The sequence below is a fragment of the Paenibacillus sp. B46(2026) genome (assembly GCF_056786355.1).
In genome coordinates this window covers 6,683,797-6,698,760 of the sequence record NZ_CM165907.1, presented here as the reverse complement: position 1 = coordinate 6,698,760, position 14,964 = coordinate 6,683,797, and the positions used below count along the sequence as shown (strand labels likewise).

The window sequence follows — 14,964 nt, the reverse complement described above, 5'->3', positions numbered from 1 at the left end:
CCTCTTTTGCGTTAGTTTTGTACAAGTATTGCACCGTACATTTATCGTATACCTTTTTATTATACTCTATATGCGGGCAACCTAACGGAGGAATTCACAATGATGTTTAAATCATATTATGCAAACCAAGTCTTTCTGAACTCCAGTCCCATAATTCTACGGCACGTTCAGGGCTGTAGGATTCCTCGGAAGAAGGGATTTTCTTCGGTCCATCCCAGTATGTTCCCTTCAATTCGCTTATAGGTTGATGTAATACGAGGCTTGCAAGGTCAGTTCCTGATTGTCTGGTGGTGCGTATGCCAGCATTAAAGAAACGCATCAGAGGCATTACATAATTCCACATGAAACGAAGGAGCGGACGATACTCTCTGGCGAGAGCGGAACCTTTGCCAGGCATCATCCCAGGATTAAATGCAGCGACTGCAACAGATCTGCCAGATTGTTGGATTTGGCGGGTGAGTTCATAGGTGAAATACAAATTGCATAACTTCGATGTTGTATAACGTAGTTGTCCCCGGGCAGAAGGAGAGAGGTGGGCGAGAAATTGATCAGACTGGGCAGGATCAGACATGATATTGGGATGAGCATAGCGAGGAGCGGGCATACCGGTTTTGGCTCCTGGATCGTGCGTGTCACTGGATACAACGATGATTCGCCCCTGTTCCTGAAGCGACTCAAGCAGCAAGCGGACGAGGAGGAAATGCCCCAGATGGTTCACACCAAAGGTTGCCTCGACACCATCCGTAGTGGATTGTGTATTTTGCACAAATTGGGACCCGGCATTGCAAACGATGGCATAGAGAGGTGGAAGATCGGCTTGGATATATAGCGCTGCAAGTTTCCTTATGGATGTCGTTGAAGCCAAATCTAGCTCCATAGCCGAGATATTGGGGTTACCCGTAGATTGGATCAATGTATCCACTGCAGCGTTTCCTCTACTTAGGCTGCGAGAAGCAATAACGACATGCCACTTCTGAGATGAAGCAATCACTTTGGCACTTTCGTATCCAAGACCGGTATTACCGCCTGTAATAATCACTGTTTTATTTGGTTTACTCATGGATTACACTCCCTTGAATGATTTTATATTATATACGATACTGTATCGTATCGTTAATTGTCAATAAAAAAGGTCCTGCTAATCATAGCGAGACCTAAATTATTTGGAGTGTATTCCGTTTAAAATCATATCAATACCGCGTTTCAGTTCGTTATCCAGATCGAATGAAGTCGGTTTGAGCAATAGCTGATACATAATAAAACCGATTATAAAATCAGACACCAGATCCAGATCTGTACCTTGACGGAGTTTTTCCTTCGGGATATAACGTTCAAGCAGACTGGAGATTTCCTTGGTTTTCGGCAGTGAATGGTTTTCCCAATACGACTCTGAAATCTGTGAACTGCCAGATAGGGTAGAAATCAGCAAAGAGAGCATCTGCTTCCCAAGCGGATTGTTCATCTGATGGGCAAAACTTTGGGCCAACTCGTACAACACTTCATGTAGTTCGCCTTGTACAGCTGTGCTGAACTCTGGCTTGAGACGTTCCAGTGCATCCACGACCAGCGCTTCCTTGCTGCTCCAACGCCTATAGATTGAGCTTTTGCCTACGCCTGCGAGCTGTGCGACAGACTCTATACTCAGTTTCTCCACACCTACTTCGCCAAGTAAGGTTAACGTGGCATCCAGTATGCGTTTGTGAACTTCTGTACTCCTTGGTCGACCACGAGAAATGGGATTCTCCTGATCTGGGGGTTGTTTAGCTTCCATGCGAATCCTTCCCTGTTCCTTATAAGATTATTTCGTTATTATAACATATCATGTGTTCAATCTTGTGTTAATGAATGACCATCTTCACGGCCTTGGTCTGGGGAGGGTAAGATTGAGCAATAAATCCACCGATCCACACTTCTGCACTTCGACCAACCAGTGTCTCATCTAAAGAGACGGTGCCAGTCTCTCCTTCGATGATGAGTTCAGCGTCCTTGCTGAGCGAGATCCAAATCGGTCCTGATTCAACACCGCCATCTTTTTTATTGTCGATGAGTACCTGACCTCTTTTTTCCTCAAAATCCGTAATAATTCCTCGCACATGTGGCTTCTCTTTTCCTTGTTCCACGGATTCCTCTGCGCATCCAAGCGTTAACAGGAGCGTGATGATTGGTAATAAGGATAACCTTCGTACAATGGACATGGGGATGCTCACCTCTCATCCTTTTTAATACATCTATAACTAAGGACGTTACCTGAGGCAGCGAAGTTCCTGTGCATCCATAAAAAAACGGAAATCAGTCCATTCAGTCTGGTACTGGGATTTGGAATATGTTAGCATATGGGTAACTTACTGAACGGAGGGATACGTGTGCAAAATTTTTCCCGATTGAGATAGTATGGCGAGGACGTTTGTTTACGCTTGCTGTTTTCTGCCTGTGTGCAGTTCATCGGGATCGGTTTGCCTATTTACACGTATGCTGCTAGTCGTGAAAGAATCACTTTTTAAAGTGGTTCTTTGATGTACTACTATTTTTTTGTGAGCATTCAGGTATGCCAACATCCGAAATGAGCTGCACAGGCGAACATGTCTGTGTTTTTTTATTTTATCGAGGAAAAGGGGACTACTTGATATGACAAAACCAAACTTGAATGAAAATTTGGCAATTCAAAAGGAACTATTATCTTTAGCAAAACAGAACGGACTTCTTATCGTTGAGGAATCCTTGGAGATCAACGAGTCGGGTATGGATTTTCGTGTGGTATTTGCCACGGATGAAGAAGGCCGCAGATGGGTTCTGCGTCAGCCGCGACGCGAAGACGTATGGGAGCGAGCCGAGAATGAGCGCAAGGTGCTGGATGTGGTCCGAGGAAATATACCCACACAAGTACCGGATTGGAGGATCTTCACGCCAGAGTTGATAGCTTATCCTTTACTTGATGGTGATCCGATCGCAGTTGTGGATCCCGCAGGGGGAGGGTATGTATGGCGATTCCCTCAGGAGAGCTTATCTGATACATTCCTGGATTCACTGGCTACGACTCTCGCCACGCTGCATAACATCGATCCCGACAAGGCGAAGAAAGGTGGAGTGCGGATCAAGACACCTATGGAAGCTCGCAAAGAATTTGCAGCCAATATAGAGGAGGTTAAGCAGAATTTTACGGTGCCAACCGAGTTAGTTGAACGCTGGACGGTATGGCTTTCTATAAGTAGCTATTGGCCGCAGCACTCAACGTTCATCCATGGTGATCTGCATCCGCCGCATATTATTGTCGATGATGCCCAGCGAGTAACTGGACTTATTGATTGGACGGAAGCGGAGATTGCAGATCCAGGTAAGGACTTTGTCATCTACTATGCACTCTTTCAGGAGGATGGGCTGCGGGAGCTTTTGAGACGTTATGAGCAGGCAGGGGGAAGAACATGGCCCCAGATGCTGGAGCATATTCGGGAGCAGTGGGCAGCCTATCCTGCAATTGTTGCCAAGTTTGCACTAATTACGGGCAAGGAGTCGGACATGGAGATGGCGAGAGGCATGCTTGCGAACTGGGATGTAAAGAGAGGTTGAGTATTAAAGGTATATGAATCTTAATGATGTTCTTATAGATGTTCGTTAACATAGCAAAGGGCGATCCCGACCATGAGTTCCATGGGAGAATCGCCCTTTTTCTTCTTCGTTAAGCGTGGTGCGTAGCGGCTATGCTATTTCAAAACACTCACATATTTCCCGTATACAAATGCTACACGTCCATCCAGCTTCACTTTTACCCATCCATACTTGTCTGTGCTGATCACCTCAAGTACGGTGCCTTTCGGTACAGCAGCTACGACCTTGGCTTTGGATGAAGCGCCAGCGCGTACGTTCAGGTAAGCTGCAGTAACCTTGGCTTGTTTACCTTTGTTGACGGTCCCCGGTTTACCTGTGTTTGGTGTTGATGGTTTGCCGGGTTTCGACGTGCCTGGAGTCGGTGTTGGTTTTGGTACTGTTGGTGTTGTAGGCTTCTCAGGTGTGCTTTCTTCCTCGCCATTACCTGCTGCTTTGCGAGCTTTGTTCAGTTGTTGATAGAACGCTCCCTTGGTTTTCACGCCAGAGAATTGGGCTGTATTCACACCTGCTTTGGCAGATAGAGTATCCATCTCTTCTTGGGTCACCGCATCCAAAATGTTAATGGAGGCAATGTTGGTGTACTTGCCATCTTCCGTTGTCGGCACAGACATGATGCCATCGTTAATTAACTCCACCACATCTGCACGCTCCGGTGCAGTCAGGTCTACGCCAGTGATTTTCCAGTTGTGTTGAACCTTAGGTTCATAGACACCTCTCATGACATCTTGCAAATAAGCGATGGACAGGTTGCGAATCGTACCTTGAATCTCGCCAAATGCCGAGGCATCCTTGGAGGACCAGAGCTGCTTGAACTTACGGCCTTCCATTGCGCCGCCTTTCGCAATCAGGGCTTCCATTCGATAGGCGTTCATGCCAAGTTTCAACGTATCGTCTTCTTTTACTGCCGTACCGTTACTGTACTTGAGATTCGTAATCCGACTGCCATATGGCTTAGTAAGGTCAATCTCATAGGTTACGCCACCGAAGAAATCATCGGTGCTGTATTTGGAAGCACGTCGTTTCGGATCGAAACTAATGGTCACATCACCCGGGCGTGTGGAGTTAAAGTACCCCGCAGACCACTCCATATAATCCAACAGATCACGTCCGGTCACTTCATACACAGTCACTTCACCGAACGTATATTGGTAGTTGAACGCAATATCCTTCTTCTTGATCGGGCCTACATCCAGCTTGGCCTTGTCGTTATCAATCTGGTGAGCAACTACATCGGCATCGCTGTAATGCAACATCACTTCTGTGAAAAAGTCAGACAAAGGTGTTTCCTGAATCTGCACCGCAGGGATACCCTTAATCTCATCAGCAGGGACCAGGTTCGTTCCTTTCAGTTCAGCCACTTCAATATTGGCATCGGCACGAGCGAACTCGTGGAACGGGTGCAATGTCTCTTCCAGCGCAGGATCGGAGACTTCATATGTTCCGTCGGCTGCTTTTACAGCGAGAGCTTGAGCTTCCTTGCTTTTCAGCACAACTTTGTCGCCATCTTTTTCAAATGTCAGATCAATTCGCGAGATATGTGAGCCATATTTATTCGGTTCGGAGATCAATACGCCGTTAACTGTCTCGGATTCAATCAGGGTGTGCATGTGTCCGGCAAAAATGGCAGCGAGCTCCGGGTTGGCGTTGGCGATATCTGTGACTCCGGTGCCCGGATTTCCGTTCTCGTTATCCAATCCCATATGCATGAGTCCAACCATGACATCGACTTTGCCTTTCAGCTCAGCAATGGCCTTTTTGGTCTCTTCCACAGGATCTTTGACGATGATGCCGTCCAGGTGATTCGTCCCTTTCTCGAATTCGGTAATCATAGGTGTGTTCATTCCGATGACACCCACTTTGATTCCGTCTTTCTCGATAATCGTATAGGCAGGCATGTAGCGGTCGCCGTTTTCTTTGAAAATGTTACCCACGAGAGGCTGTCCATTGAATTGGGAAGAGATCTTCTCCAGTACGTCCAGTCCAAAATTAAACTCATGGTTACCCATAACCCATGCGTCATATTTCATCTCGTTCATTGCAACCATCATGGGAGATTGAGGTTGATCATTGAACAACTCAGCCGAGTTATCCTGAATCATGTCGCCTGCATCCAGCAGGATCGTATTGGGATTCTCAGCACGGACTTTTTTCACAATGGTGTAGAGCTGTGTCATGCTACCAGTTGGATTTGGACCGTCCAGAGCATAGTCCCACGGCATAAATCGACCATGTATATCCGATGTACCCAGCAACGTAATCTTGGTCTCCTTGTCTGTCTCAGCAGCCTGAACCGGAGTGGAAGCAAAAGGGGCAAACAAAATGGAGGCACATAAGAGGAAAGATAAAGGCCATCCGGCGAAACGTTTCGTTGAAATTTTGCGCATGTTGTAATCTCCCTTGTTGTCTAGTGTGTGTAAAGATATGTATCATTTCATACTAGATAAACATGTGGTGAATGTAAACTCCAATGTAAGAGTTATGTTGGATTTAAGAGAGTGAATCTATAAATAGCTTCAGAAAAAACACTTAATCCTATTCTTTTACAATAAAATACTATAATTTGACAGGTGTTAAAAACCAAAATTATCCAGTAAAATGATGTTTGTAAGCGCTTAACAAAAATTGAACACTAAGGAGGAAAATCATTGATTAAGTCTAAGTGGTTTAAAACAGTCGGCTCACTGGCATTGGTAGGGATTCTCGCTGCTTCTGTTGCGGTTGGTAGTGTGAGTGCTGGTTTGGCGAAAGGTAGCAAATTTCTGGGCAATATTATTGCCAACCAGGTTCCTTCGAATTTTAGCCCGTATTGGAATCAGGTAACTCCGGAGAACTCTACCAAGTGGGATGCTGTTGAAGGCACACGCAACGTGATGAACTGGGGCCAGGCGGACATGGCCTACAACTATGCTAACAACAACGGATTTCCGTTCAAATTTCATACGCTCGTATGGGGAAATCAACAGCCAAATTGGATTAACAGTCTCTCAGCCGCAGATCAGAAGGCTGAAGTGACACAATGGATTAAAGCCGCAGGACAGCGGTATTCGAAGTCTGCCTTCGTTGATGTAGTGAATGAACCTCTGCATGCGAAACCATCCTATCGCAATGCCATTGGTGGAGATGGGGCAACGGGTTGGGATTGGGTTATCTGGTCATTCCAACAAGCGAGACAAGCCTTCCCTAACTCCAAATTGTTAATTAATGAATATGGTATTATCGGTGATCCTGCTAAAGCGGACCAATATATCCAGATTATCAACCTTTTGAAAAACAGAGGTCTAGTTGATGGTATTGGAATCCAGGCGCATTACTTCAATATGGACAACGTTTCTGTGAGCACGATGAACACGGTATTGAACAAGCTTGCAGCGACAGGGTTGCCAATCTATGTATCCGAGCTGGATATGACAGGTGACGACAATACACAATTGCAACGTTATCAGCAAAAATTCCCTGTGCTGTGGAAACACTCTGCTGTTAAAGGTGTGACGCTGTGGGGTTACAACCAGAATCAAACCTGGCAGGCTGGCTCCCACTTGGTCAATAGCAACGGTACAGAACGTCCAGCTATGCAATGGCTGAGAAATTATTTGGCGAACAATCCTTAAGCTCGCATTTTGACGAGTTTGTGCTTAAACAACCCCTGTTCCGCATACCACGGCGGGACAAGGGTTGTTTAATGTGTAAGCGTCCCGACAACTAGACCTTTATAATAACCATGCTGTTGAAGGAATCGCCCTCCAGCTCAATGTGAAGAGTCTGCCCTTCCTCGAAGGTCAGATGCAGATCCCGACGGTCTTGGAATGGATTATTAATGACAATGACGAGACTGTTATCCGGGTTGCGGAAAGCGACGGATTTACCGCTCCAGGCACCAGACAGGCCGACTCTTCGAGCACCAGGAACAACATGATGCGCGAAGTGTTTCATCACGTAATACTCGGGGTTCCGAGTAACCTCCGTAGTGTCTGGGTCTATCGTAATCATGGAGTTCTGCTCCCAGCCCCATGTGCTGCGGCCTTTGGGTTCCAGAACCATGTTCCAGTAGATGTACGCGTTCACTCCGTTGCTGAAGTAGTGCTGGTAGAGGTTATATACATATTTGGCGTAGTTCCATGAGTTGTTGCCATCCCCGCATTCGTTCTCGGTTTGCATATATCGAAGCTCCGGATAACTTGCAGCGGTACGTTGAATGGCATTTTTGCCTGCCCATTGATACCCAACACCTTTGATATAGGAATAGGCCTTCGGATCACTCAGGACAAGCCCGGCGTACTCATCGAAGTCATTTGTTTTTTTCTTGATTAATTCTTCCCATGGATCAGGAGCGTTGATCGTTCCCAGCCAGATTTCCGTATCCAGACCATGTTTGTCAAAAGCCGGGCCCAGATAATCGGCGATAAACTCACGAAGCTGCTCGCCTGTCCACATGCAAGAAGGGAATTTCTGATCTGCAATCACTTCGTTCTGCACATGCACCTGATGGATGGTAATGCCTGCGTCACGGTAAGCCTGTACGAATTTCACAAAATAAAGAGCATACGCATCCAGAATGTCCTTCTCCCAGCGCAGTGTGCCATAGTTATAGGCTTTCGGCGATTTCATCCATGTTGGGGGACTCCATGGGGAGGCGAAGAATTGCAGATTCGGGTTGTAATTCAGGGCTTCCTTGATATAAGGAATCAGATATTTGAAATCACGTTTGATCGAAAAATGTTCCATGGCCACGTCGCCGTCCACCTCGTTGTGGCTATACCATTGCTCTGCATAATCACTTGCGCCAATCGGCAGGCGACAGATGTTAAACTTGTGCTCACCATCCGGATGGAAAAGGGAGTGGAAAACTTCATGGCGCTGCTCCTCATTCAAGTGCGATAGGGCAATATAGCCAAGCTCGTTGAAACAGCCACCAAACCCTTCCACAAGCTGGTGCTGCTCACCAGTAAGCTTTAAGTTAGCGTTTTCATTTGTCGGTACAAAAGATAACTCTTTCCAGGGGCTGTCTTGGGTTGTGGAATAGCCGCTAAACGTGAATGTCATGTGAATTCCTCCTCGTTTGAACCTTAGCTGTCATATGAATTACGTTCAGTATAACAACTCCCGCTGCAAAAGAAGATATGCTAAACCGTGTAAAATTTGCCCTAATCCAAGATAGAGTATCAAGAGTTCCTGTCCGCACAGACAGATAGTATGCTGTATTTGCTTGTGGTTAAAGCTATCCATATACCATTATCCAATGTCATAACACAACTGTCGTAACACAACAAAAATCCCCGCTGATTGTTCAGACGGGGAGTTTCGCTGTGTTCTCTTATGGCTGTAAATGAACGTGAGACACTACTTCAAGGCTGCGCACGCTCACCAAGTTGTTTATTTTCGAAGATCAAAATCGTTTTGCTGCTTCCGATATACGCAACCGTCGTATTGAATTGCTCCGAGATGAAGCGTACCGGTACAAATGCTTTGCCATTTTTCATCAAAAGAGGAGCATCATTGATCGCGAGCGCATCATTCACGACAACTTGTTTGTTACCCACGCTCCAACGGATGGTCTTATCATTCTGTGTGATCACGGCTTCCCGCGTGCCGCTGTTCCAGTTCACACTGGCGTTTAACTGCTCCGAAACAAAACGCAGAGGCACATAGGTCCGCCCTTCATCAATAAATGGTGCAGAGTCCAGCGCATAAGCACGATCACCCACATAGGCGGTAGTAGACCCTTCAATCAGACGCTGGAAACTTCCCTGCGGCGTTCGTTTCTGTTCCCGCACATTCATCTGATTCAGAAGCTGCATCGTATGACTGCCACTCACGACATCCAGATAATTGTTCTGTACTGTGAGTCCAGCAGGCTCAACCTCTGAGGTAGACGTCTGAATACCGGAGAATAACGAGGTGGACGCCGAGATATCCTGTACGGCATTTGTCGCTGACTGATCACGGGTAAACGTAAAACCTGCAATGGGTGTCAGATCCCACACCCGGTTGTTGGATAATTTCAATACGTCTAGACTGGAAAGCCGCCGTAGGGGTTCCAGATCATAGATCTGGTTAGATTCTGCATTCAGCTCCGTCAGCCCAGTCAGTTCCTCAAGCCCCTTGAGGTGCTGTACCTGGTTACCGGAGATATCGAGTGTTCGCAGCTGTGTCATATGTTCCAGTGGTGTCAGATCCACGATTAGATTGCCTGACACATTCAGATTCCACAGCGTATTTGGCAGTTCAGCTAATACGTCCAGCGTCTGAATCTGGTTGTTCGCCACATTGAGTTGTTGGAGCTGGGTTTTATCGACGAGTGGCGTTAGATCCCTAATCGTATTGTTCGAGATCTCAAGCCAATTCAGTTCATCCGCATCCGAAAGTGCTGTAAGACTGGCAATCTGGTTACCACTGGCGTGGAATGTATGTAATCGGGTGAATCCACGTACAACCTCTATGGAAGAAATGGAGTTGTTGCTGATATACAGTCGTCCCAATTCTTTCAATTCGGCTAGTGCGTGTATGGATGTAATGTAATTGTTGCGAACATCGATCTCCCGAAGCTTGGTCAGGTGCTCCAGCGGTGTCAGATCCTCAATCTCATTTCCATATAATCGGAGGTGAGTCAGGTTGGTAGCATACTCCAGCCCGGACAGGCTGTGAATACCTGCATTGCTCAGATCCACCACCTCAAGCTGCTCCAGATCAGATGAAGTCAGTGGAACATCCAGAGGTTTGTTCAGGATTAACCTCAGTCCGTCCTCAAGTAGGGGATCTTCAATGATTCCTTCGCCCAAGTCTGTAGTCGTGTAAGCCATGGCTTGCCCCGATGTACCCAGACTCAGGATGAATACTAGAAATAATAGCGTCATTCTTTTCATTGCATGCATTCCCTCCGATTCCGATTCTTAGAATAATAAAATAATCCGAACAGATTGAGTTATATGATATATATGATAAGTACAATATTTACACGATAACGGAGGGGGCAGAAATAGCGCGATAACAGTGATCGGAAGGTTGTTCTGCCCACGGAGTGTTCAGTGTAAATCAATCCGTTTAACATGTGCAGGTTCGGCTAAAAGCACATCTATAGTTATTAACCCGTCAACGGGAAAAAGGAACAAAAAATATTCGTAACGGGTATCCTTATACTTTCTATTCTATATGAAACAAACCCTGTTCTGCACTCTTCTATCAAAAAAAATGGAACATCTCCCGCAGACCCTATTCAACCCACCCTTGAAACGGGTAAAGATGAAGTAAAGATGCCAATTTGGAGGGGAAGATGTGAGTATGCGCCAAGCCATGATCATTAGTAATCCATCGTCAGGTAAGGAAGAGGCCGAACAGTATGTGTCCCAAGTCAGAGAAATTCTGGAGTCACAGCAGTATGAGGTGGTGGTTAATGAGACAGCCGGGGAAGGTGATGCCACCAACTACTGCCTGAGCGCCTGCAAAGACGGCTGTGATCTGGTCATCTCCATTGGAGGCGATGGTACGCTGCATGAGACGATTAACGGTATGATCAATCAGGATCATCGTCCCCGACTTGGCGTCATACCGCTGGGAACGGTGAATGATTTTGCACGTGCGCTGAATATCTCGCTTGACCCGGAAGAAGCCATTAGGCAGTTACGTTCGGATCAGACCCATATCGTGGATCTGGGGAAAATCAATGATCGCCTGTTTGCCAACGTTGTGGCTGCAGGTTCTTTGGCGGAGGCCCTGTTCTCCGTATCCTCAGAAGAGAAGTCGAAGCTGGGTTCATTCGCATATCTGAAAGAAGGCTTGAAAGACTTGGTGAATACACCAGCCAATCATCTAACCATTGAATATGACGGCCAGATCTGGGAGGGAGAAGCTCCTCTTTTTCTGGCGGCACTTACCAATTCGGTTGGAGGATTCCAGAAGTTATCCCCGGATGCTGAGGTGGACGATGGTCTGATACATTGCTTTGTTGTTCGTAACATCAGTGTGTTCAACAGCCTGACTTTGGGCACTTCCCTGTTGTTTGGTAGTCTGAAAGACCATAAGGATGTGGACTATTTTACGACAAAAGAAGTTCATGTTCGCTCAGCCGAAGCCATTCGCACGAATGTGGATGGAGAGGAAGGGCCTGCCCTGCCGATTCATATCACTGTACTTCCTCGGCATGTTGAGGTCATTGTACCGGAAGATATATAATTCAATCCTGTGTGATCACAGGCTGGAACCGAGAACCTAGCATTTCTCCATATGAATGTAGGATAAATCTATTGAAACCGATTGCAGATGTGTGTCACAATCAAAAGTAAGATACACGATAATATTCGAATATGGAGGGAAAACATCTTGAGAACCATGAAATTGGGCAACAGCACATTTGAAGTACCTGTAGTCGCCGTAGGCTGCATGCGGATTAATTCATTAGATGGCAAGGAAGCCGAACATTTTGTTCGTTCTGCGATGGAGGTTGGCGCGAATTTCTTTGACCATGCTGACATTTACGGTACAGGAACATGTGAGGAGATCTTTGCCGAAGCGGTACAGATGAATCCCCAAGTTCGTGAAAATATGATTCTTCAGTCCAAATGCGGTATCCGCAAAGGCATGTTTGATTTCTCCAAAGAGCACATCCTGAATTCGGTGGATGGTATCCTGCAACGTCTGAAAACGGACTATCTTGACGTTCTGCTGCTGCACCGTCCGGATGCACTGGTCGAGCCGGAGGAAGTGGCGGAAGCCTTTGATCAACTGGAGCGAGAAGGCAAAGTGCGTCACTTTGGGGTATCCAACCAGAATCCGAACCAGATCGAATTGTTGAAAAAATACGTGAAGCAGCCACTGGTAGCCAACCAGTTGCAGATGAGTATTACCAATACCACGATGATTGACAGTGGGATCAATGTAAACATGGAGAACGATGCTGCGGTTAACCGTGACGGCAGTATCTTGGACTATTGTCGTCTGCATGATATCACCATTCAGCCGTGGTCCCCGTTCCAGTACGGATTCTTCGAAGGCGTATTCCTGGGTAGCGACAAGTTCCCGGAATTGAATGCGAAGATCGACGAGATTGCTGCGAAGTATGACGTGAGCAATACAACGATTGCAATCGCATGGTTGCTTCGTCACCCTGCGCATATGCAGCCTGTGACAGGCACGATGAATATTGAACGTCTGCAAGATTGTGTAAAAGCAGGAGATGTTCATCTTACGCGTCCAGAGTGGTATGAAATTTACCGTGCGGCAGGCAATATACTGCCTTAAATTCAAGTTATAGTGAGCATACTGACTGCTGAGTCAGTTAAAAACACGAGCCCGTCGATGGCTCGTGTTTTTTTGTCTGTTTTCAGGTTTGATGCCGGGCGCATTTCCAATATAAAATAAGGGTAGAGATATTTGCTTTAATTAAAGGATTAAAATGGTTTTATTACAAATTAGTTGAATTTATTATATTGACCGCTACTTTCTAATTACATATAATTACTTTTGTATACCGATAATCCCGTTTATGTTTTTATTTTGGAGGGTGGTGTTCGTTTGGAGCCGACAACCACGATACGCGATCATTTAGAAAGTTATCTGAAGCGTGAACAGATGTCCATTAGTCATTTTTCGGAAACGTCAGGGATTAATTCGGGTACGCTGAGCAATATTTTGAATAAAAATCGGCCTATTGCCATGCAGCAGTTGGATCGCATCACTTCCGCCATGAGACTGGAAGAAGGTTACTTCTATGAATTATACATAGATGAGTGTTTCGTACACGCAACCCCGGACTGGAGAAGACTTGGACCGTTCCTTCATCGCTGTGCCGAGTTGGACAAGTTAAACTGCATTGAAGAGGTTATTCGTCTGATGATGGATAATCTGTCCTATATTCCTTTGTTATTTGAAGTGGCTGAAGAATTCTACCATGCAGGTAAATTCAAACCAGCCATTCTCCTATATGAGAACATCGCTGAAAGTGAGAAAATGCAACATTCCGAGCGGCTTGCGCTCTGTCAGTATCGACTGTTCAGGTTGGGACTGACCAATGATCAACAGCGGAATCTGATTATCGCAGCCCGGTTCGAATACTATGTGGATCGCCTGGATGAACGCTACCAGTTGGATGCGCTTAACGAACTGATTAATGCATTTGCATCACTTCACAGATGGAGCAAAGTTCAGGAACTATCTGAAAAGCTGAAGGTGAAAGCAGCCATCCATTATGAGATGAATGGCAGACGGAAACAGGAAGAGACCAAACGACCCATCGTTTTTTATATTATGTATGCGTATTTAGCATCTGGAAGTGCACATTTCCACTTGAACGACTATGAAATGGCATTGAGGTATGTTGCATTGTACACCGATTACAGTTGGGTGAAAGAACCTGAACCTGAGGAACAGGTGGTCATTCATCAATTTCAGGAATGGGCCGAGGGTAACCGTTATATATATCAATTAATGGCTGGACAGTTTGAGGTGTTACCTGATTATCTGGCTTATATCTCGACGAAGGAGAATGAGATATTCCCAGCGCTTTGTGATATTGTAACGGCGGCTAACCGATATGATATCAACATAGATCATGTACTAGAGCAGTATGAGTCTTACTTTGCTTATCAGGAACAGAGAAATCGGATTGGGAAAGTAAGCAAGCAGGTTACGGATGATCGATATTTACGTCTGTTAGCCGATCTGGGTGCATATTATCTAAAGAAAGACGAGTATTATTTAGGAATAAAATATGTCCTGGATAGTTTAAGATTTGCTATTGAAATTAGCAGTGGACGAGGTATGCTTAGAGGTGTCGGACTGTTTGAGCAATATAGGGAATATGCGTCTGACACAGCTATACAGCAGTACAAAATCTTGATTGGTGAGGTGCAGAAACTCAATGAAGAGAAAGCTGGCTTTGCTGATAGTTACATGTAGTATAGTGGTGAGCATTGTAACTCCTGTTACTGGAACTGTCCCGACTGTGGAGAATCCAGACCCTTCAATTTACCGAACGAATGATCACGGTTTAGGGACATAAGCCTGAACCAATGGACGCGTCTGAATTCAATTCAGAGGCGTTCTTTTTGTATATCCAAGTGGAAGAATAAGTATGTCGTATGTCACCTGCTCTTTTGATTGGCATAATACACTAAAATATGACAAAAAGGAGGGATACTATGGATCGCTTGGATTTGATATCACGGATCGAAGATGCCAGACAGCAGTTATATCGTATGCATAGGGAATATGGCAGTCTGCTTCATCCTGAAGTGATCCAGCAATCCGTAGTCCTGGACGGTCTAATTAATCAATACAACAGAGCTCAGGTAAACAAGGTGATGAATTAAGTTCGCCTATTTACATTTGTGTTTTTGTATACTATAGTTAGTTACATGAGTAATTAACCGA

General features: G+C 45.7%; 12 protein-coding genes. 6 read left to right on the top strand and 6 right to left on the bottom strand.

Going from position 1 to position 14,964, the window contains the following annotated elements; translation table 11 throughout:
- Nucleotides 1–106 precede the first annotated feature (106 nt).
- The 3 genes from AC1S8V_RS29700 to AC1S8V_RS29690 form a co-directional block, all read right to left on the bottom strand.
- Nucleotides 107–1,060: an SDR family NAD(P)-dependent oxidoreductase gene (locus AC1S8V_RS29700; protein WP_482071859.1), complete on the bottom strand. Its 954-nt coding sequence runs from the start codon at nt 1,058–1,060 to the stop codon at nt 107–109.
- Nucleotides 1,061–1,159: 99 nt separating this feature from the next.
- A complete protein-coding gene (locus AC1S8V_RS29695; RefSeq protein WP_482071858.1) occupies nt 1,160–1,771 on the bottom strand; it encodes a TetR/AcrR family transcriptional regulator in 612 nt (203 codons plus the stop codon).
- Nucleotides 1,772–1,838: 67 nt separating this feature from the next.
- Nucleotides 1,839–2,195, bottom strand: a complete 357-nt coding sequence (locus AC1S8V_RS29690; RefSeq protein ID WP_482071857.1) for a hypothetical protein — start codon at nt 2,193–2,195, stop codon at nt 1,839–1,841.
- Between the two features lie 430 nt (nt 2,196–2,625).
- Here AC1S8V_RS29690 and AC1S8V_RS29685 point away from each other — a divergent pair, with 430 nt between their 5' ends.
- The gene (locus tag AC1S8V_RS29685; RefSeq protein WP_482071856.1) at nt 2,626–3,564 is read left to right on the top strand and encodes a macrolide 2'-phosphotransferase; all 939 of its coding nucleotides are present in this window, start codon (nt 2,626–2,628) and stop codon (nt 3,562–3,564) included.
- Nucleotides 3,565–3,698: 134 nt separating this feature from the next.
- Here AC1S8V_RS29685 and AC1S8V_RS29680 read toward each other — a convergent pair whose 3' ends face one another.
- The gene (locus AC1S8V_RS29680) at nt 3,699–5,987 is read right to left on the bottom strand and encodes a 5'-nucleotidase C-terminal domain-containing protein (RefSeq protein WP_482071855.1); all 2,289 of its coding nucleotides are present in this window, start codon (nt 5,985–5,987) and stop codon (nt 3,699–3,701) included.
- 261 nt (nt 5,988–6,248) lie between these two features.
- Here AC1S8V_RS29680 and AC1S8V_RS29675 point away from each other — a divergent pair, with 261 nt between their 5' ends.
- The gene (locus AC1S8V_RS29675) at nt 6,249–7,211 is read left to right on the top strand and encodes an endo-1,4-beta-xylanase (protein ID WP_133386336.1); all 963 of its coding nucleotides are present in this window, start codon (nt 6,249–6,251) and stop codon (nt 7,209–7,211) included.
- A gap of 91 nt (nt 7,212–7,302) precedes the next feature.
- Here the strand turns inward: AC1S8V_RS29675 and AC1S8V_RS29670 are convergent, their stop codons facing one another.
- Entirely contained in the window at nt 7,303–8,643 is a 1,341-nt protein-coding gene (locus AC1S8V_RS29670; RefSeq protein WP_482071854.1) for a glycoside hydrolase family 30 protein, read from the bottom strand.
- Nucleotides 8,644–8,945: 302 nt separating this feature from the next.
- Nucleotides 8,946–10,463: a leucine-rich repeat domain-containing protein gene (locus AC1S8V_RS29665; RefSeq protein ID WP_482071853.1), complete on the bottom strand. Its 1,518-nt coding sequence runs from the start codon at nt 10,461–10,463 to the stop codon at nt 8,946–8,948.
- Nucleotides 10,464–10,878: 415 nt separating this feature from the next.
- Between AC1S8V_RS29665 and AC1S8V_RS29660 the strand changes: the two genes are divergently transcribed.
- The 4 genes from AC1S8V_RS29660 to AC1S8V_RS29645 all read left to right on the top strand — a co-directional run bounded on the left by AC1S8V_RS29660 (nt 10,879) and on the right by AC1S8V_RS29645 (nt 14,903).
- Nucleotides 10,879–11,769 (top strand): diacylglycerol/lipid kinase family protein, encoded by an 891-nt coding sequence (locus AC1S8V_RS29660; protein ID WP_482074618.1) that lies wholly within the window; start codon nt 10,879–10,881, stop codon nt 11,767–11,769.
- A gap of 147 nt (nt 11,770–11,916) precedes the next feature.
- Complete coding sequence (locus AC1S8V_RS29655) at nt 11,917–12,834, top strand: aldo/keto reductase (protein ID WP_482071852.1); 918 nt, start codon at nt 11,917–11,919, stop codon at nt 12,832–12,834.
- 273 nt (nt 12,835–13,107) lie between these two features.
- Nucleotides 13,108–14,490 (top strand): transcriptional regulator, encoded by a 1,383-nt coding sequence (locus AC1S8V_RS29650; protein ID WP_482071851.1) that lies wholly within the window; start codon nt 13,108–13,110, stop codon nt 14,488–14,490.
- A gap of 242 nt (nt 14,491–14,732) precedes the next feature.
- Complete coding sequence (locus AC1S8V_RS29645) at nt 14,733–14,903, top strand: Spo0E family sporulation regulatory protein-aspartic acid phosphatase (RefSeq protein WP_482071850.1); 171 nt, start codon at nt 14,733–14,735, stop codon at nt 14,901–14,903.
- Nucleotides 14,904–14,964 lie beyond the last annotated feature (61 nt).